Genomic DNA, 26,355 nt, shown 5'->3' on the forward strand with positions numbered 1-26,355 from the left:
TTGTTCGCCGATGATTTCTCTATTATCATCGGCGGTTTCTTTCCTTTGATAAGAGTGATTTTTAAATAACCTCTCTCCATGCTTGTATGTTCATATGCTACTGTGACTGCAAGGAAAAAGATAGTATTTTTTTATATTTAGGTTTGCTAGCAGGATGAACTTCAAAAAGGGCAAAAGAACTTACTTGAAACTCTTCTTCAATCGACGTTTGCTTTAACTGTTCTTCCAATAGTCCCGCTTCCCCTCCCCACTTCTTTGCAATCGTAATATGAGGACGATAAGGACGTTTTTCGTATAAGCCGCTTAGATCTCCCCATACGGCCTGTATATCCCTTTGCAGATTCATAAGCTTATCACTTGGCCTAAGGCTTACATAAAGCACTCTAGGCTTGTTATAAGCACCGAACACATCGTACTGACCTGTCTGCAGTGAAAAACTTGAATGACGGGAGGCTACTTCTTTTAAGCAGGTAATCAGCTTTTCCTTTTTTTCATCTAAAAACCCTAAAAAATGTAGCGTTATATGATAATCGTCAGGGTATGTCCATTGTTTGAAAGGAAAAGGTATTAATTCCTTTGCCCAATTTTCTGCCTGATGTGCAATGGATACAGGCACATTGATTCCAATAAAATAGTGTTTATCACCTTTCATCAAATCTCTCCTTTTCTTTTCATTATCTTTCCCCAATTGGTTATGTTCAAAAAGAGCTAGATCTATTTTAAAGGTTTTTCCGGATGAAATAGAGAGGTTTTTCTGAAAATTTGCCATGTGCTTAAAAAATAAGAATTTGTGTTATCATAGAAACAATACAGAGAATTTTTATAAGAAAAGGATGAGAAAAATGAAAGTTGTTAACAATATGGCTGATTTGATTGGCGAGACACCTCTTGTTAAGTTGAATCGTCTTCAACCTGCAGATGGAGCATCCGTTTACTTAAAACTGGAGTTTTTTAATCCAAGCCGTAGTGTAAAAGACCGTGCTGCTTTTAATATGATCGTGGAAGCTGAAAAAGCAGGCTTGCTCAATGAAAATTCTACTATTATTGAACCAACGAGCGGAAATACAGGTATTGGCTTAGCTATGAATGCAGCGGCAAGAGGTTATCGTTCTATTTTAGTCATGCCAGATACCATGACTCAAGAACGAATTAACTTGTTAAAAGCATATGGTGCTGAAGTTGTTCTAACACCGGGTGATGAGAAAATGCCTGGAGCAATCCGTAAAGCAGAAGAACTTACAAAAGAAATTCCAAATGCATTTATGCCCATGCAGTTTGAAAATAACGCAAATCCTGATGCTCATCGGAAAACGACTGCTAAGGAAATTATCGAGGCAATGAACGAGTTAGGCAAAGACCTATCTGCTTTTGTGGCTACTGCTGGAACAGGCGGAACGATTACAGGAACTGGTGAAGTCCTAAGAGAAAACTACCCAAATATGACCGTTCATGTCGTGGAACCAGCTGGGTCTCCTGTCTTATCTGGAGGAAGACCTGGGAAGCACAAGCTTGTAGGAACAAGCCCTGGATTTATTCCTGATACGCTTAATGTAGATGTTTACGACGAAATTTTAAAAATTAAAGATGAACAAGCCTACGATATTACGCGACGCTTGGCCTCTGAAGAAGGAATTTTAGTCGGTCCTTCATCTGGCGCTGCGTGCTATGCTGCTATCGAGGTAGCCAAAAAATTATCTCCTGACCAAGTGGTCGTATGTATCGCTTGCGATACAGGTGAACGTTATTTATCAAGCGACCTATTCTCATTTGAATAATAAAAAAGCGAACGCAAAGGCGTTCGCTTTTTTTATTTAGCTAATTCGTAAATAGCCTGTGCATAAATAGCTGTTGCACGAAATAAATCTTCAATTACCATGTACTCGTCTTTTTCGTGCGCTACTTCTTCACGGCCTGGGAAAAGAGGTCCAAATGCCACACCCGCTTCTAATGCTCTGGCATACGTTCCTCCTCCAATTGAAATAAGTGTAGGTTCTTCATTTGTTTGTTCTTGGTAAACCTTTTGAAGCGTTTGAATAAGCTCATGTTTTTGATCGACGTGATGTGGTTTAGAATCTGTAAAATGTTTGATGGTCATTTGATAAGATTCACTTTTTTCTTTAATCGTATCAATAATGTCGTCAATATGAGCTGATACAGGATAGCGAATGTTTAAACCAAAATGCCCCGCTTCTTCTTGATTGTAAGACATGATTCCAACATTTATTGTTAAATCACCCGTGACCTCATCTTTGCGATTTAAGCCCATTTTTTCTCCTAGTGCATCTTGGACTAAATACGCATTTGCATAACCTACAAACTGATTAGCTTGTTCATCAAGTTCTAATGTGTGTAAAAAGCGAAGAAGCGTAAGTCCAGCATTTTTCCCTTTATCAGGCACACTGCCATGTGCTGAAACGCCTTCTAAAGTAAGTGTGTATACACCGCTCTTTTCTGTTATTGAACCTTTTACAGACTGATCTTTTAAAAATTGATCATATTTATTTTTAATATCCGTTTCACTATGGAATTCAAGAACAGCTGTTGCAAGATCAGGAACCATATTGTAGCGTCGCCCAGAGACAAATGATGTAAGCTGAACACTTCCCTTTGTTCCTTCAATTGGCTGCTGGCGAATTTCTACGTCTGTAATGCCTTTTTCAGCAAAAATGATAGGAAAATCCGCATCCGGCGCAAATCCCATCGTTGGCATCTCTTCATGGTTGAAGTAGTGATCCACACATCTCCAGTCACTTTCTTCATCCGTTCCAATGATCATTCGAACCCGTTTAGATAGAGGAAGCCCTAAATCTTTCACAATTTTCATCGCATAATAAGCAGCCATCGTCGGGCCTTTGTCATCGATTGCTCCTCTAGCAAAAATTTTCCCGTCTTTTATTTCACCGCCGTATGGATCAACCGACCACCCGTCTCCTTCAGGAACAACGTCTACGTGACAAAGAATGCCAAGAAGGTCTTTCCCTTCTCCTGCTTCAATATGACCTGCATATCCGTCTACGTTCTTAACGGAAAACCCGTCATTTTTTCCTTTATTTAAAAGAAAGTCAAGCGCTTGAGCAATTCCAGGTCCAAATGGCTCTTCTTGTTTTTCTGTGCTTGTCAAAACACTTTTAATTTGTAGAAAACGCTGCGTCTCAGCTAGAATTTCAGCTTCTCTTTTTTGAACTTCCTCTTTCCAATTAATTGCCGTCATCTGTTTGTCTCCTTTTCCTGCTTTTACAGATTGTATCTATCATTACTATTGGTAAATTTAACTTTATCATACCTTTATATAGAAAGAAATAATTGTCTCTTTCCTTTCATATCAAAGGTTTACAGAGTCAAAATTCCGGGAAATAAATTGTAGGCACAATCGATAAAAACGGATTCTATTTGTTTATTGTTTACATATACTATAAAAAATGTGCAAATAGAGGAAGGAGATGTTACGAAAGGATTACATATTTATATCATTTTTTGTAAATATTGTGTTAATTTGCGTTTTCTCTTTTATTTTTCTGTCGATTTTGTGTACAATAAGGATAAGGACTGAAATAGTGCTTGACATCTCAGAGTTATAAAGAAGTTGTGCCTTACGAAAAACGAATAAGGAAGTGGTTTTTTGAAACCTTCAACTAATCGAATGCTAACTCGTATCAAATCGGTCTATATGTTCATTTGTAAAAATGGAACAGTTACAACGCAAGAGCTCGTAGACGAATTTGGTATTACACCAAGAACCATTCAGCGTGACTTGAATGTGTTAGCATATAATGATTTAGTTCGCAGCCCAAGTCGCGGTACATGGACGACTACGCAAAAGAAGGTCAAGATGTCATCCTAGTAAGTTTATTTCAAGGGTAGTAAGTGATTTATATATAGAGATAAAATTCTACGCAGTAGAAAGTCAAGACTTGGACGAGTGCATAGTCCCCCGCTCCATTTGCACGTCAAGCAGAGTTGGTACTCGTTTAAGTGCTTTAACGTGAAATGTTTCACTTGTCTGACAAAGTGGACAAAAAAAGGAACCATTTTAGACTTAGGTTCCTTTTTCTTTCGCCTCTTCTTAGGCATTTGATTTTTGCAATAAAGCTAGTTCCTCTTCCGTTAACTCCCTATACTCTCCTAAATCTAACGACTCGTCTAATAGCAAAGCTCCCATAGATAAACGTTTTAAATACGTTACTTTTTTTCCTCTTGCTTCAAACATACGCTTCACTTGATGAAATTTCCCTTCAACGATCGTTAATTCAATTTCTGATTCCACACCGCTTGTTAGTATCTTTAACTCTGCTGATTTTGTTACATATCCATCATCAAGAGTGACACCTTGTCTAAATGCTTCAGCATCTTCTTCAGTCACCGGTGCATTAATTTTTGCAAAATACGTTTTAGGAACGTGCTTTTTAGGAGATAGAAGCTGATGTGCAAGCTGACCGTCATTCGTCAGCAGCAAGAGCCCTTCTGTATCTTTATCTAAACGCCCTACCGGAAATGGGTCATACACAGCATCGTCAAGTTCAAGCAAGTCCAAAACTGTTTCATGAAGAGAATCTTCTGTTGCTGATATGACGCCTTGCGGCTTATGAAGCATAAAGTAAACAAATTCTCGGTAAGAAACGGCTTCGCCATGCACAGTTATTTCTTGTTCATCTGGATTAACGTGGACCTTAGCATCTTTAACTGCTGTACCGTCTACCTTAACAGCTCCAGTCTTTAAAAGACCTTTAACTTCTTTTCGGCTTCCGTACCCAATGGTAGAAAGCAATTTATCCAAACGCATGTAATATCCTCCTCTTTTTTGAAAAGAAGATGACTCTAACGAGTCATCTTCTTAGGCACTGCGCTGTTTATTTCGGCGCAGTATCTTTCTTTCAATTGCACCTGTTACCCTCGCTCCCATTACTTTTTCAAGCAGGCTTGAACGATAGGTAATAATAAAGTAAATAAGGCCGCCTACTGCTGCTCCTATAATCGTAATAACAGTGGCAGAGAATCGTCCTGGCGTTGTAAACAGACCAATCACTGCTGCAACAATTTTTACGCTGATTCCCATAATCGCAACAAAAATGAGAATAAGCACAGATCGTTTTATAAACTCACTGTAGTTATATTTTGCGTGTTTTTGAATAAGCGCAAACATATAAACAAGAGATACGATATAGCCTAGTGCTGTCGCTAAAACTGAACCAATCTCGTGGAACATAAGAATAAATGGAACGTTCACGACAATCTTCACAATCAATCCAAATAATAGACTTAAAACAGCATATTTTTGTTTGTTGATTCCTTGTAAAATAGCTCCATTAACCGTAAAAAATGAGAACAATAAAGCTACCGGTGCATAGTAAAGTAAGACATTTCCACCCGCATCCGATGCATCTGTTCCAAAGAAAAACGTATAGGCTGGGCCAGCTAAAGCCATTAATCCTACAGATGCTGGCAGTACAAGAAACATAATCGTTTGATATGTTTGATCAATTTGCTTTTGCAGTACGTTATAATCTTTATTCACAAAGGAACGTGTAATCGTTGGTACAAGAGTCAAACCGAACGCCGTAGCTAATGAAACGGGAATCATCACAAGCTTTGGAACATAAGACTGAACAATTCCGTTCATTGACTCTGCTATTTCTTTTTGTCCAGCCGCTACCATTGCACGGTTAAATGTGAATTGGTCCACATACTGATAAAGCGGAATAGCCAAGCTGACAAAGACATATGGCAATGAATACGTAAGCAGCTCTTTAAAAATGGATACGGTAGAAATACGCGTAGGCGTTACCGTCTGCTCGTTCACCATTTTATCAAGATAAGGCTTTCGTTTTTTCCAGTACCAAATTAATACAGCCAGTCCAGCAAGAGCCCCTACAAAAGCCCCCATCGTAGCAAATCCAACGGCTAATGCAAGACTTCCATGGACAACTTTGATGACGATATAGGTAGATGCCAATAAAAAGACAACCCGCACAAGCTGTTCAACTACTTGTGAAACAGCTGTTGGTCCCATAGACTGGTGACCTTGGAAAAATCCTCGCATTAAACTCATCATCGGTACTACAATTAACGCAACACTAACCATTCGCATAACCATTACTACATCTTCTAAGGAGTTATTTAAATCAGAACCTCCCAGTGTAATTCTAGACATAACAGGAGCTAACGAATATAAAAGTAAAAATGCAAGTATTCCTGTGACAAGCATTAATTTCATGCCGGCCCGGTACATTCTTCTACTCGTATAGTAATCACCGAGTGCATTATATTTTGATACAAATTTCGATACGGCCATTGGCATACCGGCTGTAGCAATACTTAAATAAATAGCATATTGGTTATATCCGTAACCAAACAGTGCTCCCCCTACGGTTCCAACAAGGATCGCAAATGGAAATAAATAAATCATTCCCAAGATTCGGGATACATAGGTGCCAAGCGTCAGCACAAAGGTCCCTCTTAACAATTTTGAATCAGACATACGTTTGCCTCCGATACTTAATGTTACATACTGATAATAATGATAGAATTGAAAAGAAGCAAGTGACAGTATACACTAAGAAAGGTCTTATACTCACTCGCACTCGTCAACAAACTAAAAAACAAAGACTATAGCCCATTTTATCCAATGTTGAGAGATTTGTCAGTGAACAAACTAAAATTTTTTAAGAATAGACAGGTTGGTGAAAGTATGATATATGATGTAGTCGTAATCGGAGGAGGACCTTCTGGTTTGATGGCATCGATTGCAGCTGGTGAGTCAGGTGCAAACGTATTATTAATTGATAAAGGCAATAAACTTGGACGAAAGCTTGCCATTTCTGGAGGCGGACGCTGTAATGTGACAAACCGTCTTCCCATTGATGAACTTATTAAACACATTCCAGGAAACGGCCGCTTTTTATACAGTGCGTTTTCTGTTTTTAATAACGAAGATATCATCTCTTATTTTGAAGGCCTTGGAATTAAATTAAAAGAAGAAGATCACGGACGTATGTTTCCGGTCAGCAATAAAGCGCAATCTGTTGTTGACGCATTAATTAGCGAACTTCACCGTCTTCGTGTGACGATTCGCACAAACACAGCCGTTAAACGCGTAAACTATGAGAACAACACCGTGAAAGAAGTTGTGCTTCAAAACGGGGAAGCAATCCAAACGAAAAGCGTTGTGATTGCAGTAGGTGGAAAATCAGTACCTCATACAGGTTCGACAGGAGACGGTTATCAATGGGCAAAAGATGCGGGGCATAAAATTACTGAGCTTTACCCAACAGAAGTTCCTATTACATCTAGCGAACACTTTGTTAAAACCAAAACGCTTCAAGGTCTATCGCTTCGCAATGTAGGACTAAGCGTGCTAAATAAAAAAGGCAAGCCTGTCATTACTCATCAAATGGATATGATTTTCACTCACTTTGGCATCTCTGGCCCTGCCGCTCTTCGCTGCAGCCAATATGTTGTTAAAGAGTTAAAGAAACAAAAAAGCAACACTGTTCAAATGTCTCTTGATTTATTTCCTAGCCAAAACGAAGAAGATATTTTTCAGCAATTAGTCAAAACAACAAAAGAAGAGCCGAAAAAAGCAATTAAAAATGTCTTAAAAGGTTTTGTATCTGAACGCTATCTATTGTTTTTACTCGAGCAGGCAGGCATTGATAGCCAAGCGCTAGCAGGACAGCTTCAGCATGAGAAACTGAGAGAATTTGCAAAACTGTGCAAACGATTTGAATTTGCTGTAAACGGCACGCTTTCTTTAGAAAAAGCATTCGTCACAGGAGGCGGCGTATCTGTTAAAGAAATTCACCCAAAAGAAATGTCTTCGAAATTTATGCAAGGCCTTTACTTCTGCGGGGAAATTCTTGATATCCATGGATACACTGGAGGATACAATATCACTTCCGCTCTTGTAACAGGCCGTTTGGCTGGGAGTAATGCAGGAGAATTTGCAACAAGCCTAGCATAATATGCTAGGCTTTATACATAACCATGGCTGAAAAACAGTACACCTGCTCATCACGATCAACATCCACTGTCACCTGGTATTTAATATCAACGACGTCTTCATCCTCTAATTTCCGTAAAAATCGATTCACCGCAAATTCTAAATCTTTTTCATGCTCTTTATCAAACATTTTCACTTGTATCACAGCTTCTACCACCTTGTCCTATCAAATTTGTTTCAATCAGAATGGACTGTTTCTCTTGATGATGGTTTTTGTACGGATTTTCAATCTCTTACTACTTCTATTTTTATGAGGGCTTTTATAGATTTAGTCATCATTTGTTTTCTTGCTATCATTTTAGTCGGATGGAAGAAGTTTCATTCAAAAAAGAGGAACGAAATGAATCCAATCTAAAGGCGAACAAATGGGATACATGAGCTGAACCGCTTGTAACAGGGGAGTCGATTTCCTTGCAAGACTTCGCTTTCCCCAGGAGTCTTGGCCTTACCCTCCCATCAACTGCTAGAAGGAACGAAACAAATAAAACCTATGTTCACCATAACAAAAAAAATGAACCACTAATCAAACATGTTGATCAATGGTTCATTTTTCACTTCAGCTAAGATACTTTTGTCCCAGCCTCTTTTTTATTTATTAACCGTTTTTCCTTCCCACTCTAACATACCGCCAACCATATTTGTTACTTTATATCCTTGTTCTTGAAGGTAGTAACATACGTTTTCACTGCGGCGGCCCGAACGGCAAATGAAAATATATTCTTTGTCTTTATCGAAATGATCCACACTAGCTGGAATATCATTCATACGAATATGTTTAGCAGTTGGAATCATTCCTTCTGCTACTTCTTCATCTTCACGCACATCAACTAAATGAAGTTCTTCTCCATTTTCAACGCGTTTTTGAAGTTCCTCAGGCGTAATTACTTTTACTTCTTCCATCTTCGTCATTCCTCTCTATTCTTTCATTCAGCTTGCTATCGCTATTGTAGCAAATTCAAATACCTTTATGCCACTAAATAAGAAAAGCTTAAGCAGCAGCCTGCCTGAGCTTTTCCAATCGTAGTTAAAGGTTTGACTAAGCGTCTGATGTCAAACCCGAAAGGCGGACATCAGGCGCTTCGGTCTAGAAGAGAACCCCTGACTGCTCTTTAGTCAGGGGTTCTTTTCTACACCAATACTTAATTAGCTACGATGTTTACTAATTTACCAGGCACAGCAATCACTTTGCGCACTGTCTTACCTTCAATGAACTCTTGAACATCTTCATTAGCCATTGCAATATCTTGAAGCTCTTCACGAGATGCCTCAGCAGGTACATTAACTTTTGCACGTACTTTACCGTTAATTTGAACGACAATTTCCACTTCATCATCTACAAGTTTCGCTTCGTCAAACGCAGGCCAAGCCTCATACGAAATTGTATCTTCGTGACCTAGTTTGCTCCATAATTCCTCAGTCGTATGAGGACAAATTGGTGCTAATAGCTTCACAAATCCTTCTACGTATTGCTTTGGCAGCACGTCAACTTTGTATGCATCATTGATGAATACCATAAGCTGAGAGATACCTGTATTAAAACGGAGGCCTTCGTAATCTTCCGTTACTTTTTTCACCGTTTGGTGATACACGCGTTCAAGCGTAGTGTCATTGCTTTCTTGAACCTTGCTGCTTAATTCACCGTTATCGTCAACAAGTAAGCGCCATACACGATCTAAGAAACGGCGTGCACCATCAAGCCCTTTTGTTGACCAAGCGATTGATGCATCTAAAGGTCCCATAAACATTTCGTAAAGGCGAAGCGTATCTGCACCGTGGCTTTCTACGATTTCGTCTGGGTTTACAACGTTACCTTTTGACTTACTCATTTTTTCGTTGTTTTCTCCAAGAATCATACCTTGGTTAAACAGTTTTTGGAACGGCTCTTTTGTTGGAACTACGCCGATATCATATAAAAACTTATGCCAGAAACGAGCATATAATAAGTGAAGAACAGCGTGTTCAGCTCCACCGATATAAATATCAACCGGCAACCATTCTTTTAATTTATCTGCATCTGCTAACGCTTCACTGTTTGTTGGATCAATGTAGCGTAAGTAATACCAGCAGCTGCCTGCCCATTGAGGCATTGTATTTGTTTCTCGGCGCCCTTTTTTGCCTGTTTCCGGATCTACAACGTTCACCCAGTCATCAATGTTTGCTAACGGAGATTCACCTGTGCCTGACGGTTTGATTTCAGTCGTTTTTGGTAACACAAGCGGAAGCTGATCTTCAGGAACTGCCGTTGTTGTGCCATCTTCCCAGTGAATAACAGGAATTGGTTCACCCCAGTAGCGCTGACGGCTGAATAACCAGTCACGCAGACGGTATGTTACTTGTTTTTCACCTTTTTCATTTGCTTGAAGCCACTGAATCATATTTGAAATTGCTTCTTCTTTATCTAAACCATTTAAGAAGTCTGAATTAACGTGCTCGCCGTCGCCTGTATAAGCTTCTTTTGAAACGTCTCCGCCGGCTACCACTTCTTTAATCGGCAGTTCAAATTTAACCGCAAATTCATAATCACGCTCATCGTGAGCCGGAACAGCCATAATTGCACCGGTGCCATAGCTCATTAGAACATAGTCAGCAATCCAAATTGGCATTCTCTCGCCGTTTACAGGGTTAATTGCATAAGCACCAGTGAATACGCCAGTTTTGTCTTTAGCTAAGTCTGTACGTTCTAAATCGCTTTTGCTTTTAATTTGATCTAAATACGCTTCTACCGCTTCTTTTTGTTCGGCTGTTGTAATTTTTTCTACAAACGGATGTTCAGGTGCTAAAACGGCATACGTTGCCCCAAATAGCGTGTCAGGACGCGTTGTAAACACAGTAAATGTGTCCTCGTATCCATCGATTGTGAAGTGCACGTGAGCTCCTTCAGAGCGGCCAATCCAGTTGCGCTGCATTTCTTTAATACTTTCTGGCCAATCAAGCTCATCTAAATCTTCTAGTAAACGATCTGCATAAGCTGTGATTTTAAGCATCCACTGCTTCATTGGACGACGCTCAACCGGATGTCCCCCACGCTCACTTTTGCCGTCAATAACTTCTTCGTTTGCAAGTACTGTTCCTAGAGCAGGACACCAGTTAACAGCTACTTCATCCACATAAGCTAAGCCGTTTTTATATAGCTGTAAGAAAATCCACTGCGTCCATTTGTAGTAGTTTGGATCAGTTGTATTAATTTCTCGCTCCCAATCGTAAGAGAAACCTAATGATTTGATTTGACGACGGAAATTATTAATGTTAAGTTCAGTGAATTCAGCCGGGTCGTTTCCTGTATCTAATGCATACTGTTCAGCAGGTAATCCGAATGCATCCCATCCCATCGGATGAAGTACATTGTATCCTTGCATACGCTTCATACGAGATAAAATATCCGTTGCTGTATAACCTTCTGGATGCCCAACGTGTAAACCAGCGCCAGATGGATAAGGGAACATATCTAATGCGTAAAATTTACGCTTTCCTTCATCTTCTGTTGTTTTAAATGTTTTATTTTCTTCCCAAACTTTTTGCCATTTTTGTTCGATCTTTTCATGATTAAAAGCCATACATAATCCTCCTTGTACGCTCCAGCTGTATTTAATTAAACTAAAAAACCCCTCATCCCTCAAACAAAGGGACGAGAGGTTGAATAAACTTCCCGCGGTACCACCCAAATTAGCACAATTATGTACTCACTCATTTTCCTTAACGCGGATAGACGGCAAATGTTACTTTACTTCACATTTACAACTCCAAGGTGAGTTCATGAACGCTCGTTTGCTGACTCGCACCACCCGTCAGCTCTCTTAGCTCGCTTCGTTCACTACTATTCCTTTTCATAGTTTTTACATCATACTACCTTGTATTGTAAATAATATGTTCGTAAACTGCAAGTTGTTCAAGGGATTTTGTAAAAGTTTCTGCAATGCAGCACTGCTTTGTTGCTAAATCCTCTCTTTCATTCTTATATATGAACAACTTCTCCCAAAAACATACATCAACGGCCAAACAAAAAAGGGATTGAGACATAATTGAATCAATCCAATTTAAAGACGAACAAATAGAATAAATGCGCTAGTATGAATCTCTTGGTTACACCGCTGTTGATCTCCGTGCAAGACTTCTCTTTCCGCTGGCAGCCGATGAGCCTCCTCGTTGCTTACACTCATGCGGGGTCTCACCTATTTCAGGAGTCTTTGTCTTGCCCTCCACTCCGCAGCTAGAAGCACCTAAACAAATGAAATCTACGTTCACCATAAACATGAAAAGATCCGAACGATTCATCGTTCGGATCTTCCTTCAACTAAAATACTTTTATCCCAGTCCCTGCTTTCTTTAGCTGCTATTATTAAATGCCAAATCCAAAAGAAAACAGGATGATCGCAAGTACAAGACCAACAAGCGGCACAATCACCGTCATTGCTGCAACTGATCCATACGCATCTTTATGAGTTTCTCCGCAAATAGAATTAATGGTTGTTACGACATAACCATTATGAGGTAAGGAATCTAGTACTCCAGAGGAAATAGCGACTACGCGATGGAGAGCTTCTGGATTTACGCCAGCATCTAGATAATGAGGTGCTAAAATTGGCAAAGCAATCGCCTGACCTCCTGAAGCAGAACCTGTCATCCCCGCGATAACGCTCACGGCAATAGCTCCTCCGATCAACGGACTTCCTGGAATATGCGTCATGGCATCTACAGCCACTCCAAACGCGGGAACAGCCTTAGCAACTCCTCCAAAACCTACGACAGCGGCTGTATTCCCAATAGCAATTAACGCACCCAGCGTTCCTTCTGAAGCCGCATTCCAAAATCCTTTAAAATGCTTTCGGTTCACAATATAAGTGACAATGATCCCGCTTAAAAGTGCGACAATCAGCGCAGATTGCTGAAGTGGCTTATGAAGTGCAAAAGAAATAATGAGCACGACCACAAGCGGAAGCAAACTTAATAAAGGATTAGGAAGAGACTGATTTTCCGTTACTGCTGGATCTTTCTCGCGTGATATAAAACGCTCTCCATTTTTAACTGCTTTTGAAATCAAGCGCTTTAACCACCAGTAGCCGAATACAGCCATCACTACTGCTACAACTAAACTAACTTCCCATCCTGCATACGGACTAGTCTTCAAATATTCAATTGGAATCCAGTTTTGGATTTCAGGCGACCCAGCCGAGGTCATCGTAAACGTAACCGAACCAAATGCTAAAGCAGCAGGAATAAACCGCCTCGGCAAATCGGCTTGTTTGAATAAGCTCAAAGCCATTGGATAGACAGAGAATGCTACTACAAACAGACTGACTCCTCCGTATGTTAAGACCGCACAGGCAAGTACAATCGCCAACACTGCTCTTTTCATTCCTAGTTTACTGACAATCCAGCGAGAAACACTATCAGCAGCCCCGCTGTCTTCCATCACTTTTCCAAAGACGGCGCCCAATAGAAACATTAAATACCAAGAAGCAATAAATCCTGTGAAACCAGACATGTAATTTCCAACAAAATTTACTTCTCCTTCTTTCACCAGCTGTGGAAATAAAGGCATTCCGCTTGTTAACGCAACAACTAAAGCACTGAGCGGACCTGCTATAAATAAATTCATGCCTCTCATCGTTAATACAATGAGCAGCAATAATCCTCCAATTAATCCAATCATACTAAGCATGTTTAGCCCCCCATGAAGTCATATAATTAGAAAACGCTTACATTTTTACAGGTATATACTCCTTCCTTTGCTTGTCACGACCCTTACTATATTATTAAAGGAATACTGAAGACATTCCTACGTTTATTAAGCCATCAAAAATAAAACCATCTCTATTTATTTAGAGATGGTTAATGGACGCTGACGTTTTTCTTTTAATTTATAATCGTATATCCATGTTGTACACATGCTGAATAACAATAGAGCAATTAATAAATAGCACAGCGTAGACATATTAAACGCATCGAAAATAACGCCTCCAAAGAGAGGACCAATCATTTTACCTGCAGTAGCCATGCTGTTAACTACACCTTGATAAAATCCTTCTTTTCCAGATGGAGCCAACTGACTTGCAACAGCCGGAATGGCTGGCCAAACGAACATTTCTCCAATTGTTAACACAATCATTGCTGTTAAGAACTGCGGAAATGTTGTAGCATTCACCACGATAACAAAAGAAGCCACAAAAATAACCGTTCCAATTAGGACCTGTACTTTTAATGTTTTTGCTACTTTTTGAATGATGGGTACAATCAAAGGCTGACCGACTACAATTAAAATCCCGTTAATCGTCCAAAGCAAACTGTAGCTAGAAAGAGGTATATTCAGCTCACGCGTATGCGTAGCAATCGTTGTTTGCCACTGAACATACGCCACCCAGCATAAGACATACCCCGTACATAAAATAAGAAGAGCAGTCAGCTTCGTTTTATGCCCAATGCTCCCTGCTTCATTAAGGACATTCGTTTGTCCAACGGTAACCGAAATATGACGATATGAAAAAATAGCAATAAGCAGAAAAATAACGTATAAAATTGTATTAGCTAAGAAAATATACGTAAATGAATAAGACGCTACAATGCCCCCTACCGCGGCGCCAATAGCTACTCCTGCATTTTGAGCAACGTACATCGCATTAAATGCTTTTCTTCCGCCTTGTGGCCAAACGGACCCTGCCATTGCATACATAGACGGAAACACAATACCAGATCCAAACCCTACAACAACCAAGAGAACAACGTATGTAGGCCAACCATGGAAAAACACGAGTCCCACTAATGCAATAAGAGTAATAATAATTCCTGATAAAATGGATTTATATCCTCCGATTTTGTCAAAAAGCGTTCCTCCAAGCAAATTTCCTACTACGCTTGCCGCAGAATTCAGCATAAGAACCACTCCTGCGACGGATAACGACTTTCCTAAATGTTCATTTATATAAATTGTATTGAGAGGCCATAAAAATGAAGCTCCCGTTACGTTTACAAGCATACCAATAATCAAAAACCAAAGTGATTTGGGCATTGATCTCCCCCCTATCTATTCGAATGCCAACGTACATTCTAGTCTTTTCTTAAAGGGTTCGCAATGCTTTTACATATAGACAATTTATTTGAAATTCGCTGACTATTTAAAAAGGTGATTTCACATGACAATATCATGCAAAACCACCTTTTTATCGCTTATTTTCGCTTCGAACGAACCGGCTGTGCACGCTTGCTGTTTCGTGCTTTTAATTCTTTTACCGGATCAAAATCTTTTCCTAGCTCAATGTCATTGCTGTTGATCCCGTTTTTTGTTTTTTGTTCCGGATTATTTTGATTTGAACGCGTTGCCATAAAATCCTCTCCTTAATGCTGAGTTGTGATCAATTTATTTTGCAGCTGCTGAACTTGCAGGCGCATGCGATATAGCTGCTCTCTTTGCTGTGCATTTGCACTGTGAGAAAACTCTTCAATTTCTTTATAAGCATTTTCTAATTTTTCCTGTGCTTTTGTATATTCAGTGTCGTTATAATGTTCTTGCTTCATGCCTTCCTGCAACTGACCTTGTCCAAAGCGAATAGCATCTTCACACTGTTGCATAAGTTGATCCACTGCTTGACGAGTTGTCATTCTCTATTCCTCCTATTCGTTCATTTCTGTCTTATTTTGCGCAACTTTACTTCCCTTTACGACAAGAAGAACCTGTTAAATATAAGCATCCTTAAATTTGTTTGGCACTTTTTCACGTTTTTGATACAATTTGTTGATGTATATTGCATGTAAAAAGGAGGTTGCTGATTTGAGTCAGACAAACCCATTTCCGTATAAATCTGAAAACAAACGTTATCACACCTGGAATTACCACTTACGTAACCACTTTGGCCATAAGGTATTTAAAGTAGCCTTAGATGGAGGATTTGATTGTCCAAACAGAGACGGCACGGTAGCTCACGGCGGCTGTACGTTTTGCAGCGCTGCCGGCTCAGGGGATTTTGCCGGAAACAGAGCGGATGACCTCGTGACACAATTTAATGAAATCCGTAAAAAAATGCATCATAAATGGAAAGACGGAAAATACGTTGCTTACTTTCAAGCATTTACTAATACTCATGCTCCTGTCGAGGAGCTTCGTGAAAAATATGAAGCCGTCTTAAAGCTTCCCGGAGTTGTTGGGCTTTCTATCGCCACGCGCCCTGACTGTCTCCCCGACGATGTGGTGGAATACTTGGCTGAATTAAATGAACGAACTTATCTATGGGTAGAACTTGGACTGCAAACTGTTCATGAACGAACTTCACTGCTTATTAACCGGGCACACGATCATCAATGCTATGTAGATGGGGTAGCAAAGCTTCGAAAACACGGTATTCGCGTTTGTTCTCACATCATTAATGGTTTGCCTTTAGAAACACCTGATATGATGATGAAAACCGTACGTGAAGTAGCAAAATTAGACGTTCAAGGAATTAAGATTCATCTGCTTCATTTACTAAAAGGAACTCCTATGGTCAAACAGTATGAAAAGGGCCTTGTTGAATTTCTTTCATTTGAAGAATACGTAAAGCTTGTATGCGATCAGCTCGAAGTAATCCCTCCTGAGATGATTGTTCATCGTATTACAGGCGATGGACCGATAGACCTCATGGTTGGACCGATGTGGAGCGTAAATAAGTGGAGCGTATTAAATGCCATTGACCAAGAGCTCCAACGTCGCCAAAGCTATCAAGGAAAATATTACGAAAAAGAGTTGATGGAAAGATGAAAATAGAACGTATCCTGCCTTTTGCCCGCACATTGCTCACTAATGCTGTGGCCGAAGGAGATGTCGCGATTGATGCCACAGCAGGAAATGGACATGATACATTGTTCTTAGCTAACTTAGTCGGAGATACAGGTCATGTATATGGATTTGATATTCAACCTCAAGCTATTCAAGCAACTCAGCAGCGATTGACCGAACACCATGTAGAAAACAGAGTAACACTTATCCAAGAAAGCCACAGCAATATAAACATGCTTCCTCGTTCTATTAAAGGACGAGTCACGGGCGCTGTCTTTAATTTAGGTTATTTACCAGGTGGAGATAAAGACATTGTCACCACTTCTGAAACAACAATCTCTGCAATTGAGCAGTTACTTGATTTGCTAGCACCTGAAGGAGTGATTGTGCTCGTTATTTATCATGGACACGAACAAGGGAAACAAGAAAGAGACGATTTACTAACATATGTCCAAAATCTTGATCAAAAAGACGTTCACGTTTTACAATATCGTTTCATGAATCAGCAAAACAACCCTCCCTTCATCATTGCTATTGAAAAAAGATAAGCCGTATATGGCTTATCTTTTTAACATTCGGTACAAGCGTCCGTTGATATAGAAAAAGTAGCTGAGGGCTCCCCCCGCTTTTATTAACCTACGTGCATTCACATGAACATGTTTTTGTGCCCGCACTTTTTGATCCGACAAATAAACGCCCAAGAGTCCTTTATAGATAAAGCAGTGAAAGTGATAATCGGGCAGTTTTTTAGCATATTCGTCCGCTTTTACGATAAAATGCAAAAAGCGATCCATCATTTGCTGATAATGAGGATAATAAAAACAAAAGTTCAAATCTCCTCCTGCTTTATCTTCTTCTTGGTCAATTAAATAATCGAGTAAAATATGTAAGCCTTGAATATAAGGAAAATATCCTGCTTTTATTTTCCGCGTCATTTCTTCAGTCATCTCTTCTTGAAAGCTATAGGCAACTAAACAAAAAATTCCTAACGTTGAACCAGAGCACGCTGAAAATTCATACCACTCCATTTCAGGAACACTGTGCCGGTGAGCATCGAACCAATTCTCTAATCGTGGAACTCTTTCCTTGATTTCAACATGCTTATGTATTTGCAAATCACAATAATAATTAGCTAGTTCTAATAAATGTGAAGAGACTATATGGTAATTACAAGCTTTTCGCAAGGACTGCTGACAAGTCTGGACAAGTCCGGCTAAGTATCCTCCGTCGTCTTTATCCGCTCGAAAACGATAGTAATCTCCAAGAGGTGCATGAGGAGTCAACGCATCTGGCATCGATTCATGCAAGGCGGCAAAATCTTTAGGGTCTAGCGAATTGCTGCGGTCACATAAGTTATCTAAGTAATCGCTGATTGTTTGATAGGCAACAATAAATTTCACGCATTCAATCATGTTTTCTTTCGCTAAAATCGATAGGATACCGCCTCCTTCACAATGAAAAGTTTTTGTATCGATACTTGCCAATGCTTGAGTACGCAATTCTTTATTAGGAATCTCTTTTGCTCGTTCACGCCAATGATTAAGCTCATGATGAACGACAGGAAACACTTCTCGATAAATTTTTCTCATTAATGAAATAGGATGAGACGGAATCTTCATTTATTTTCACCTCAATTTCTTACCGCACTTATTAAATGTGAAGATCGACAAAACTTTTCGCATATGTAAAAACGTATTCTCTTTCAGGCTCATTAAAGATTTCGTGATACAGCTGAGACCATTCTTTGTAGATTTTTTCACTTAGCTCTATTTCATCAAACCACTGCCTAACAATCAGCTTTTCAATAATTTTATCTTCTCCTGCCTGCATCACAAGAAGCGGGACATCAGGCAAACGATCGATATCTTTAAAAGCTAAGTTGACAGCTTGGATCAATTCCCGGTACCATCTTACAGAAACTTTTGTAACATACAGTGAGTCATTTTCATCTTCATCTCGAACTTCTTGGTTTCTTGTTGCTTTTTCAACAGTGAGACCTAAATCGAAAAGTTTGTTCGGCATGACTTTATTTAACCCTTTAGATAGCATATCTAAATAAGCCGGTACTTGCTCTTTTAATCCTAAACAAGGAGAGGAAAGAATCGCACCCCATATAGGGAGGTTTTTTGTCTGGAGCGTACGAATAACCGCTAGTCCTCCCATACTGTGACCTAACAGGAAAATAGGCAAATCATATTTTTGCGCTTCACGTACCCATTCTTCCACTTCATACACATATTCATCAAAGGATAGGATATGTCCTCTTCTTCTTGTTGTTAAGCCTTGGCCAGGAAGGTCTCCCATAATTACGTGCATTCCAACCGAACGCCACATCTCAATCAGCCAGCGATAGCGTCCGTGATGCTCCGCTGCTCCATGGACCATGACAATAACGCCTTTTGGATTTACTGCTTCCCATTTATGCATTTGAGTTACTCCTTCTTCCTTTTTTTGTTTACCTGCTTAAAAAACCTTTGTACACTTACATTAGAAGATTTACTACTTTTTTTCAACTAATAAAGGGAGATGATTTGATGATTTATCCGTATAAAGAAAAAATGCCTACCATTGCACCCAGCTGCTTCATCGCAGACTATGTCACGATTACTGGAGATGTCACCATTGGTGAAGAAAGCAGCATTTGGTTTAACACTGTTATTAGGGGAGATGTTTCACCTACGATTATTGGTAAACGAGTAAATATACAAGATCAATCAACACTCCATCAAAGCCCAAATGCTCCTTTGCTTATTGAGGATGATGTAACAGTAGGACATCAAGTTATTTTACATAGCTCCATCATCCGCAAACGCGCGCTCATTGGCATGGGTTCTATTATTTTAGACGGTGCGGAAATTGGTGAAGGTGCTTTTATAGGTGCTGGAAGCTTAGTGCCTCCCGGTAAAAAAATACCGCCTAATACTCTCGCACTCGGCCGACCTGCTAAAGTGATCCGAACTCTTACAGAAGAGGATTTAAAAGATATGCAGCGCATTCGTACAGAATATGTAGAAAAAGGGCAGTATTATAAGTCTATTAAGAAATCTGATTCTTCATTATAAAGGAAACGTTCCCTCAGAAAGTCATACTGAGGGAATTTTTTTAGTATCTCCACAAACTCTCCAATCATGTTCTATTCTCTCCACAATTGTAAAGAAATTTCCATATTAATTTACATCGTTTTAGTACTGCCTCCACAATTAAAGATTAAACTGAATAATAAAGACGTATTTATTGAAAAGGGAGCGACTCTATGAAAGCCAAGTTAATTCAGTATGTATACGATGCCGAATGCCGATTATTCAAAAGCGTAAACCAACATTTTGATCGAAAGCACTTAAATAGATTTTTACGTTTACTCACTCACGCCGGCGGAGCCACGTTTACCATTGTGATAGCGTGCTTGCTGTTATTTCTGCATCCTTCATCCGTCGCTTACGCTTGTGCGTTTTCTCTAGCCGTTAGTCATATTCCTGTGGCCATTGCTAAAAAACTATATCCGAGAAAACGACCTTATATTCAATTAAAACATACAAAAGTATTAGAAAATCCATTAAAAGATCATTCATTTCCATCTGGGCATACAACAGCTATTTTTTCGTTGGTTACCCCTCTTATGATTGTTTATCCAGCCTTCGCTGCTGTTCTTTTGCCTCTTGCAGTAACGGTAGGGATTTCAAGAATTTATCTCGGTCTGCACTATCCGACGGATGTCATGGTAGGCCTGATACTGGGCATCTTTTCAGGTGCTGTTTCACTGAACATATTTTTAACTTAATTGATAGGAGGAGTACTAATGAGAATTGCTTTATTTACGGATACATTTGCTCCAGAAGTTAACGGAGCTGCTAAAACACTTTATCAATTTACTCAGTACGTCAAATCAAAGCAAATTCCCATCCAGGTATTTGCTCCTGAATTTGCTCATGATCAGTCATTTTCAACGTATGTTCACCGTTCGCCCAGCATGCCGTTTTTTCTTTATCCAAACAGCCGCTTTTCATTGCCAAATGTTCTAAAAATTAAAAAGCAGCTGCAGGAATTCAATCCTTCTATTATTCATTTGGCCACTCCTTTTACAATGGGGCTTTGCGGCTCCTATTACGGGAAAAGATTAGGTGTTCCTCTTGTCGGCTCTTATCATACCAATTTTGATGATTATTTATCTCACTATGAACTTGAAAAAATGCGTGTACCACTGCAAAAATATATGAAATGGTTTTATAAACCTGTACAAAAAATATTCGCTCCCTCTGAAGTGACCAAACAGCAGCTAGAAGAACAAGGGTTTCACAACGTAGCTATTTGGTCGCGAGGAGTAAATCATAAATTATTTCATCCCCACTATGACCGCTTTGATATTCGTATTAAATATAATATTAAAAAGCCCTACATTTTAACGTATGTAGGAAGATTAGCTAAAGAAAAGAACGCTGATTTTTTAATAAAAATCGCACGATCTCTACCGGATCATATCCGGCATCAAATTCACTGGGTTATTGTAGGAGACGGCCCTTTAAAAGAACAAATGCAGCAGCAAGCATCTGAGCATATGACATTTACAGGCTTCCTTGAAGGTAAGCAACTTGCTCATATCTATTCATCATCTGATTTGTTTGTTTTTCCTTCAGAAACAGAAACCTTCGGAAATGTTGTACTGGAGTCTCTTGCTTCTGGAACTCCTGTAGTGGCAGCAAATGCAGGAGGAGTTAAACAGATGGTTCAACACGGGCGAAACGGCTACCTTTGCAAACCTCACTCCTTAGAAGAATTCAGTTCGGCTATTACAGATTTACTCGATGATTTGCATCAGCGGCTTCACTTTGGCCATGCAGCGAGGCAATACGCTCTTACTCAATCATGGGACGCCATTTTTCAGCATTTGCTTTCAGAATATGAAGGTGTCGTAGAAAAATCTGCTGCAGGTATTCAATGGGCATAAAAAAAATCTCCGTTTTCACGGAGATTTTTTTATTATTTAGCTAAAGCTTGAGTTTTTAATGCTTCCGCTTTGTCTGTGAACTCCCAAGGAAGCTCCACATCCGTACGACCAAAGTGGCCGTAAGCTGCTGTTTGCTTATAAATTGGGCGACGTAAATCAAGCATTTTAATGATGCCTGCTGGACGTAGGTCAAAGTTTTTGCGTACTACGTCTACTAGTACTTCTTCAGAAACTTTTCCTGTACCGAATGTATCAATTGAAATAGATACTGGTTGTGCAACACCAATTGCATATGCTAGTTGTACTTCACATTTATCAGCAAGATCAGCTGCTACAATGTTTTTCGCAACATAACGAGCTGCATAAGCTGCTGAACGGTCTACTTTTGTTGCGTCCTTACCAGAGAATGCACCGCCGCCGTGACGAGCATATCCGCCGTAAGTATCAACGATAATTTTACGACCAGTTAAACCAGCATCTCCTTGAGGACCGCCGATTACGAAACGTCCTGTTGGGTTAATGAAATACTTTGTATTTTCATCAATTAACTCGTTTGGAACAACTGGATTAATAACATATTCTTTTAAGTTACGTTGAATTTGCTCTAACGTTACTTCTGGGTGATGCTGAGTTGAAATAACAATTGTATCGATGCGAACAGGTTTGTTGTTTTCATCATATTCAACTGTTACTTGTGTTTTACCATCCGGGCGAAGGTAAGGAAGAATTTCTTCTTTACGTACTTCTGTTAGACGGCGAGCAAGTTTATGAGCTAATGAAATTGGAAGAGGCATTAATTCTTTTGTTTCGTTACATGCATAACCAAACATTAACCCTTGGTCTCCAGCTCCGATTGCTTCGATTTCTTCATCTGACATTTGACCTTCACGTGCTTCTAACGCTTGGTCTACACCAGCAGCGATATCAGCTGACTGCTCGTCGATAGATGTTAATACTGCACAAGTTTCAGCATCAAATCCGTATTTTGCACGAGTATAGCCAATTCCTTTAATTGTTTCACGAACTGTTTTAGGAATATCCACGTAAGTAGAAGTTGTAATTTCACCACTTACTAAAACTAAACCAGTTGTTACGCTTGTTTCACAAGCAACACGAGCATTTGGATCCTTTGCTAGGATAGCATCAAGAATTGAGTCAGAAATTTGGTCACAAATTTTATCGGGATGTCCCTCTGTAACAGATTCTGACGTGAACAGACGACGTTGTGTTGACATCAGTTTTCCTCCTTATAAATACGATACATTGTGATACGGTACTCATTCCCTTATTTTCATTACACGTTAAAAAATATAAAAAAACCTTTCCTTGTATCGAGGAAAGGTATCAAATTCTACATAAGCCTTTCACTCTTATCGATCAAGGTTGTGCCCTTGCATCAGGTTAGCACCTTATCGTCTACACAAAAAAATGACGATGGTTGCTGGGTTTCATAGGGCCTGTCCCTCCACCAGCTCGGGATAAGAGAGTATCCGTTCAAGGACATATAATACATGAAAAAGCGCTTCACTGTCAACAACATTCAAATGGAAATCATCTCTTTATGTTTGAATCTGTTTTAATGTAACATACTCAAATTCTGAAATAGTACATCTTATTAAGAATTATCACTAAGTTTGGTTAATAAGACAGATCAAAATGAGGCTTTTACTTAAAACAGCTTCACTTTTTTCGCTTCTAGCACATATACATGTGTCTAAAATAGGTATAACGTACATTTTTTTATAATACACAAACATTTTTAGTTAAATAGTATAGAATAATTAAATAAATGTGTTATACTAATTATAAATTTCAAACATTAATGAATAAATAATAGCTAAAAAAGGAAGGTAGTGCACATGAGTACTGTTGATATGTCTATCGAATTAAATGGTTTGCTTCAATTAAAAACAACAAAACACCAATTATCTGTTCCACAACTTGTTGAAAAAATTCTAGCTCGACGCGAAGGAACGCTGACTTCTACAGGTGCTGTGTCAGTCGAAACCGGAAAATATACAGGTCGCTCTCCTTTAGATAAATTTATTGTAAGCGATGCTGTGTCTTCAAAAACGGTTGAATGGGGACCTGTCAATCAGCCAATTTCTGCTCAGCGATTCGATGCGCTATACAAAAAAGTCTTAACTCACTTAAAGAAGCAGGATGAACTTTTTGTTTTTAATGGATATGCTGGAGCTGATAAAAAGTATCAGTTACCAATTCAAGTAGTTAATGAATTTGCATGGCACAACCTATTCGCTCAGCAGTTATTCATTCGCCCTTCAGCCGAACACAAAACAAATGATGATGTGAAGCCGTTTACAATTGTAGCAGCTCCAACGTTCAAAGCTGATCCTGAAACAGACGGGACGAACTCTGAAACCTTCATTATTCTTTCGTTAGAGCGACGTATTGTGCTAATTGGAGGAACTGAATACGCTGGTGAAATGAAAAAATCTATTTTCTCAGTGATGAACTTCTTGCTTCCTCAAAACAATATTCTATCCATGCACTGTTCTGCTAACGTAGGAGAAGAAGGTGACGTTGCATTATTCTTTGGTTTATCTGGAACGGGTAAAACAACGCTTTCTGCTGATGCAAACCGTCGTTTAATCGGAGATGACGAGCACGGTTGGTCAAGCTCTGGTGTATTTAATATTGAAGGAGGATGCTACGCGAAGTGCATTCAGCTTTCCGAAGAAAAAGAACCGCAAATTTTCAATGCAATTCGCTTCGGCGCCGTACTGGAAAATGTAGTGTTAAATCAAAATACGAAAGTAGCAGATTATAATGATAATAGTTTAACAGAGAATACTCGTGCCGCTTATTCAATTGACTCTATTGATAATACAGTATTACCAAGCGTTGCCGGGCACCCTACAGCTATTGTCTTTTTAACTGCCGATGCTTTTGGCGTCTTGCCTCCAATCAGCAAGCTTACAAAAGAACAAGCGATGTACCATTTTCTGAGCGGATACACTAGTAAGTTAGCTGGAACAGAGCGCGGCGTAACATCGCCACAGGCTACTTTCTCTACATGCTTTGGTGAGCCTTTCTTACCTCTTGCTCCAACAACTTATGCAGAAATGCTAGGAAAGAAAATCGATGAACATAATGTAAATGTCTACCTTGTAAATACTGGATGGACCGGCGGTGAATACGGCGTGGGAGAACGAATGAAGTTAAGTTACACTCGAGCTATGGTTCAAGCAGCCCTTGAAGGAGAACTAGCTAATACCGAAACAGTAACAGACGCTATTTTTGGTTTATCAATTCCAACTCATGTTCCGGGAGTTCCTGATGAAGTGCTTCAGCCTTCTAAAGCATGGAACGATGCAACAGCTTATAATCAAAAAGCAACTGAGCTTGCTGCTAAATTCAAAGCTAATTTCAAGCGTTTTAATGATGTAGCATCTGACATTTCAACATTAGGCGGACCTAGGGTCTAATAAAAAACCGATCGTCTTAGAGACGATCGGTTTTTTAATTAGTCGAATGTAATTTTGTCAGTTCATATGTGACAATGGTTTTTTCCTGTTCCATTTCTACCTTACGCACAATAGCAGTTCCAATACATTCTCCAGTTTTCGTTTTGTGAATGTTTAATGGAATATCTAACGGATACAAGCGATATCCTTTTTTCTCAATTTGAAAAATGTTATCCGTTACACGCTTTTCGTTGCCTTTTGTCACAATCATTGTATTTAATTCTAGCGGCATCCCCATTTTTTCTCACTCCTCACTGTTATTCTACTTGTTTTCTCTATCGTAGCATATCTTTTATTGCGCTTTCATCCACTTCGTTAACTTCTTCACCGTTTCTCGGTTTTCTTTTGGTGGAAAAGCATGTGGAAAGTTTTCGAAATACCAGCTGGTAACTTTTTTATTGGACTTCTTTAGTTTAGATTCGAGCTGATAGGAATGATCAATCGATACGTTTTTATCTTCTAAACCATGAATAAGCAAGACCGGCGGCTCGACGAGATGAGCACGGTGCAAAGGTGTCCTCCATTCGTATCTTTCAGGATATTTAGAAGGAGTTCCTCCAATCACCCGCTTCATCATTCTTCTTAAATCTTCTCTTTCTTCATATGTCAGCACCATATCCGTGACGCCTCCCCATAACACAAGAGAGCGGCTGTCGTTTTTTTCAATGGCTGTGAGTAAAGCCATCACTCCCCCTCTTGAAAACCCAAAAATATGAATGCGGTCACGGTAGACGTTAGGGAGCTGTTTCAGTAAATCGTAAGCAGCAAAAGCATCGTAACGATCATCTCCTGCAAAATCTTCGTTTCCTTCGCCTCCTTGATTTCCCCTATAGAACGGAGCCATCACAATAAAACCTTGAGAAGCAAATTGAATAAGTCGAGCAGGACGAACCGTTCCTACGTTCTTAATACCTCCTCTTAAGTATAAAAAGCCGTCATACATTCCTTTTTCTTTTGGCTCTGCGAGCATTCCTTTAATCTTAAGCCCTTGACATGCATATGTAATCACCCACAGCGCCACACGAGGGTTTGATGATGGGAAACGCTGTTTATGAAGAATTGTTCCATCTTTCATTTTTTTCCTCCATTCTTTATATAACTAGCCTGCTTTCTCCCGCTAAGGTGTACTTTCAATTGTTGGCTAATACTTCTTTGATTTTACACATAGTTATATAGGCACTCACCT

General features: G+C 39.5%; 26 protein-coding genes, 1 riboswitch and 1 other annotated feature. Of the genes, 9 read left to right on the forward strand and 17 right to left on the reverse strand.

Going from position 1 to position 26,355, the window contains the following annotated elements; translation table 11 throughout:
• Positions 1-97: 97 nt before the first annotated feature.
• Complete coding sequence (gene thpR, locus AC3WJG_RS08215) at positions 98-652, reverse strand: RNA 2',3'-cyclic phosphodiesterase (protein ID WP_060747099.1); 555 nt, start codon at positions 650-652, stop codon at positions 98-100.
• Positions 653-842: 190 nt separating this feature from the next.
• Here thpR and cysK point away from each other — a divergent pair, with 190 nt between their 5' ends.
• The gene (gene cysK, locus AC3WJG_RS08220) at positions 843-1,775 is read left to right on the forward strand and encodes a cysteine synthase A (protein WP_013085245.1); all 933 of its coding nucleotides are present in this window, start codon (positions 843-845) and stop codon (positions 1,773-1,775) included.
• A 32-nt stretch (positions 1,776-1,807) separates the two neighbouring features.
• Here cysK and pepV read toward each other — a convergent pair whose 3' ends face one another.
• Positions 1,808-3,211: a dipeptidase PepV gene (gene pepV / locus AC3WJG_RS08225; protein WP_102813610.1), complete on the reverse strand. Its 1,404-nt coding sequence runs from the start codon at positions 3,209-3,211 to the stop codon at positions 1,808-1,810.
• A gap of 408 nt (positions 3,212-3,619) precedes the next feature.
• On the opposite strand from pepV, the gene AC3WJG_RS08230 reads away from it, so the two are divergent.
• Complete coding sequence (locus AC3WJG_RS08230; RefSeq protein ID WP_013059517.1) at positions 3,620-3,841, forward strand: DeoR family transcriptional regulator; 222 nt, start codon at positions 3,620-3,622, stop codon at positions 3,839-3,841.
• A 222-nt stretch (positions 3,842-4,063) separates the two neighbouring features.
• Here the strand turns inward: AC3WJG_RS08230 and AC3WJG_RS08235 are convergent, their stop codons facing one another.
• On the reverse strand, positions 4,064-4,780 hold the full coding sequence (locus AC3WJG_RS08235; RefSeq protein ID WP_028410484.1) for a pseudouridine synthase: 717 nt from the start codon (positions 4,778-4,780) through the stop codon (positions 4,064-4,066).
• 51 nt (positions 4,781-4,831) lie between these two features.
• Positions 4,832-6,475, reverse strand: a complete 1,644-nt coding sequence (locus AC3WJG_RS08240; RefSeq protein ID WP_013085248.1) for a putative polysaccharide biosynthesis protein — start codon at positions 6,473-6,475, stop codon at positions 4,832-4,834.
• A gap of 210 nt (positions 6,476-6,685) precedes the next feature.
• Here AC3WJG_RS08240 and AC3WJG_RS08245 point away from each other — a divergent pair, with 210 nt between their 5' ends.
• Positions 6,686-7,957: a BaiN/RdsA family NAD(P)/FAD-dependent oxidoreductase gene (locus tag AC3WJG_RS08245; protein WP_098249352.1), complete on the forward strand. Its 1,272-nt coding sequence runs from the start codon at positions 6,686-6,688 to the stop codon at positions 7,955-7,957.
• Between the two features lie 4 nt (positions 7,958-7,961).
• Here AC3WJG_RS08245 and AC3WJG_RS08250 read toward each other — a convergent pair whose 3' ends face one another.
• The 8 genes from AC3WJG_RS08250 to AC3WJG_RS08285 all read right to left on the reverse strand — a co-directional run bounded on the left by AC3WJG_RS08250 (position 7,962) and on the right by AC3WJG_RS08285 (position 15,589).
• Positions 7,962-8,141: a sporulation protein Cse60 gene (locus AC3WJG_RS08250; protein WP_013059521.1), complete on the reverse strand. Its 180-nt coding sequence runs from the start codon at positions 8,139-8,141 to the stop codon at positions 7,962-7,964.
• Positions 8,142-8,584: 443 nt separating this feature from the next.
• Complete coding sequence (locus tag AC3WJG_RS08255) at positions 8,585-8,896, reverse strand: rhodanese-like domain-containing protein (protein WP_028410482.1); 312 nt, start codon at positions 8,894-8,896, stop codon at positions 8,585-8,587.
• 239 nt (positions 8,897-9,135) lie between these two features.
• Positions 9,136-11,550 carry a leucine--tRNA ligase gene (leuS, locus tag AC3WJG_RS08260; RefSeq protein WP_028410481.1) on the reverse strand — a complete coding sequence of 805 codons (2,415 nt, stop codon included), beginning with the start codon at positions 11,548-11,550 and terminating at the stop codon, positions 9,136-9,138.
• A gap of 64 nt (positions 11,551-11,614) precedes the next feature.
• Positions 11,615-11,833, reverse strand: a binding site (T-box leader).
• 243 nt (positions 11,834-12,076) lie between these two features.
• The gene (locus AC3WJG_RS08265) at positions 12,077-12,268 is read right to left on the reverse strand and encodes a hypothetical protein (protein WP_337133996.1); all 192 of its coding nucleotides are present in this window, start codon (positions 12,266-12,268) and stop codon (positions 12,077-12,079) included.
• Positions 12,269-12,332: 64 nt separating this feature from the next.
• The gene (locus tag AC3WJG_RS08270) at positions 12,333-13,655 is read right to left on the reverse strand and encodes a GntP family permease (protein ID WP_337133897.1); all 1,323 of its coding nucleotides are present in this window, start codon (positions 13,653-13,655) and stop codon (positions 12,333-12,335) included.
• A 156-nt stretch (positions 13,656-13,811) separates the two neighbouring features.
• Positions 13,812-14,999, reverse strand: a complete 1,188-nt coding sequence (locus tag AC3WJG_RS08275) for an MDR family MFS transporter (protein ID WP_028410478.1) — start codon at positions 14,997-14,999, stop codon at positions 13,812-13,814.
• 158 nt (positions 15,000-15,157) lie between these two features.
• Positions 15,158-15,313, reverse strand: coding sequence for a hypothetical protein (locus AC3WJG_RS08280; protein WP_028410477.1), 156 nt, complete (start codon positions 15,311-15,313; stop codon positions 15,158-15,160).
• 12 nt (positions 15,314-15,325) lie between these two features.
• Positions 15,326-15,589, reverse strand: coding sequence for a YtzC family protein (locus tag AC3WJG_RS08285; RefSeq protein ID WP_013059528.1), 264 nt, complete (start codon positions 15,587-15,589; stop codon positions 15,326-15,328).
• Between the two features lie 169 nt (positions 15,590-15,758).
• Here AC3WJG_RS08285 and mnmL point away from each other — a divergent pair, with 169 nt between their 5' ends.
• Together mnmL and mnmM are read left to right on the forward strand one after the other, a co-directional pair.
• The gene (gene mnmL / locus AC3WJG_RS08290) at positions 15,759-16,721 is read left to right on the forward strand and encodes a tRNA modification radical SAM protein MnmL/YtqA (RefSeq protein WP_028410476.1); all 963 of its coding nucleotides are present in this window, start codon (positions 15,759-15,761) and stop codon (positions 16,719-16,721) included.
• Entirely contained in the window at positions 16,718-17,287 is a 570-nt protein-coding gene (gene mnmM, locus AC3WJG_RS08295) for a tRNA 5-(aminomethyl)-2-thiouridylate-methyltransferase MnmM (RefSeq protein WP_028410475.1), read from the forward strand. Before mnmL ends, mnmM begins: the two co-directional genes overlap by 4 nt.
• Positions 17,288-17,299: 12 nt before the next feature.
• On the opposite strand, the gene AC3WJG_RS08300 is transcribed toward mnmM, so the two are convergent.
• Positions 17,300-18,358 carry a tetraprenyl-beta-curcumene synthase family protein gene (locus tag AC3WJG_RS08300; protein WP_492588111.1) on the reverse strand — a complete coding sequence of 353 codons (1,059 nt, stop codon included), beginning with the start codon at positions 18,356-18,358 and terminating at the stop codon, positions 17,300-17,302.
• 31 nt (positions 18,359-18,389) lie between these two features.
• On the reverse strand, positions 18,390-19,166 hold the full coding sequence (locus AC3WJG_RS08305; RefSeq protein ID WP_013059532.1) for an alpha/beta fold hydrolase: 777 nt from the start codon (positions 19,164-19,166) through the stop codon (positions 18,390-18,392).
• A gap of 107 nt (positions 19,167-19,273) precedes the next feature.
• Here AC3WJG_RS08305 and AC3WJG_RS08310 point away from each other — a divergent pair, with 107 nt between their 5' ends.
• From AC3WJG_RS08310 to AC3WJG_RS08320, 3 genes are all read left to right on the forward strand, one after another.
• Complete coding sequence (locus AC3WJG_RS08310) at positions 19,274-19,801, forward strand: gamma carbonic anhydrase (RefSeq protein WP_014457969.1); 528 nt, start codon at positions 19,274-19,276, stop codon at positions 19,799-19,801.
• 191 nt (positions 19,802-19,992) lie between these two features.
• On the forward strand, positions 19,993-20,517 hold the full coding sequence (locus AC3WJG_RS08315) for a phosphatase PAP2 family protein (RefSeq protein ID WP_014457968.1): 525 nt from the start codon (positions 19,993-19,995) through the stop codon (positions 20,515-20,517).
• An 18-nt stretch (positions 20,518-20,535) separates the two neighbouring features.
• Positions 20,536-21,681: a glycosyltransferase family 4 protein gene (locus AC3WJG_RS08320; RefSeq protein ID WP_098249357.1), complete on the forward strand. Its 1,146-nt coding sequence runs from the start codon at positions 20,536-20,538 to the stop codon at positions 21,679-21,681.
• A gap of 32 nt (positions 21,682-21,713) precedes the next feature.
• Here AC3WJG_RS08320 and metK read toward each other — a convergent pair whose 3' ends face one another.
• The gene (gene metK, locus AC3WJG_RS08325; RefSeq protein ID WP_013059536.1) at positions 21,714-22,916 is read right to left on the reverse strand and encodes a methionine adenosyltransferase; all 1,203 of its coding nucleotides are present in this window, start codon (positions 22,914-22,916) and stop codon (positions 21,714-21,716) included.
• A 132-nt stretch (positions 22,917-23,048) separates the two neighbouring features.
• Positions 23,049-23,166: riboswitch (SAM riboswitch) on the reverse strand.
• Positions 23,167-23,540: 374 nt separating this feature from the next.
• Here metK and pckA point away from each other — a divergent pair.
• A complete protein-coding gene (gene pckA / locus AC3WJG_RS08330; RefSeq protein ID WP_102813613.1) occupies positions 23,541-25,130 on the forward strand; it encodes a phosphoenolpyruvate carboxykinase (ATP) in 1,590 nt (529 codons plus the stop codon).
• Positions 25,131-25,164: 34 nt separating this feature from the next.
• On the opposite strand, the gene AC3WJG_RS08335 is transcribed toward pckA, so the two are convergent.
• Both AC3WJG_RS08335 and AC3WJG_RS08340 read right to left on the reverse strand, forming a co-directional pair.
• Positions 25,165-25,407: a DUF2584 domain-containing protein gene (locus AC3WJG_RS08335; protein ID WP_028410471.1), complete on the reverse strand. Its 243-nt coding sequence runs from the start codon at positions 25,405-25,407 to the stop codon at positions 25,165-25,167.
• 54 nt (positions 25,408-25,461) lie between these two features.
• The gene (locus tag AC3WJG_RS08340) at positions 25,462-26,244 is read right to left on the reverse strand and encodes an alpha/beta hydrolase family protein (RefSeq protein ID WP_098331536.1); all 783 of its coding nucleotides are present in this window, start codon (positions 26,242-26,244) and stop codon (positions 25,462-25,464) included.
• Positions 26,245-26,355 lie beyond the last annotated feature (111 nt).

It is taken from the genome of Priestia sp. FW507-14D1A, from assembly GCF_058781295.1.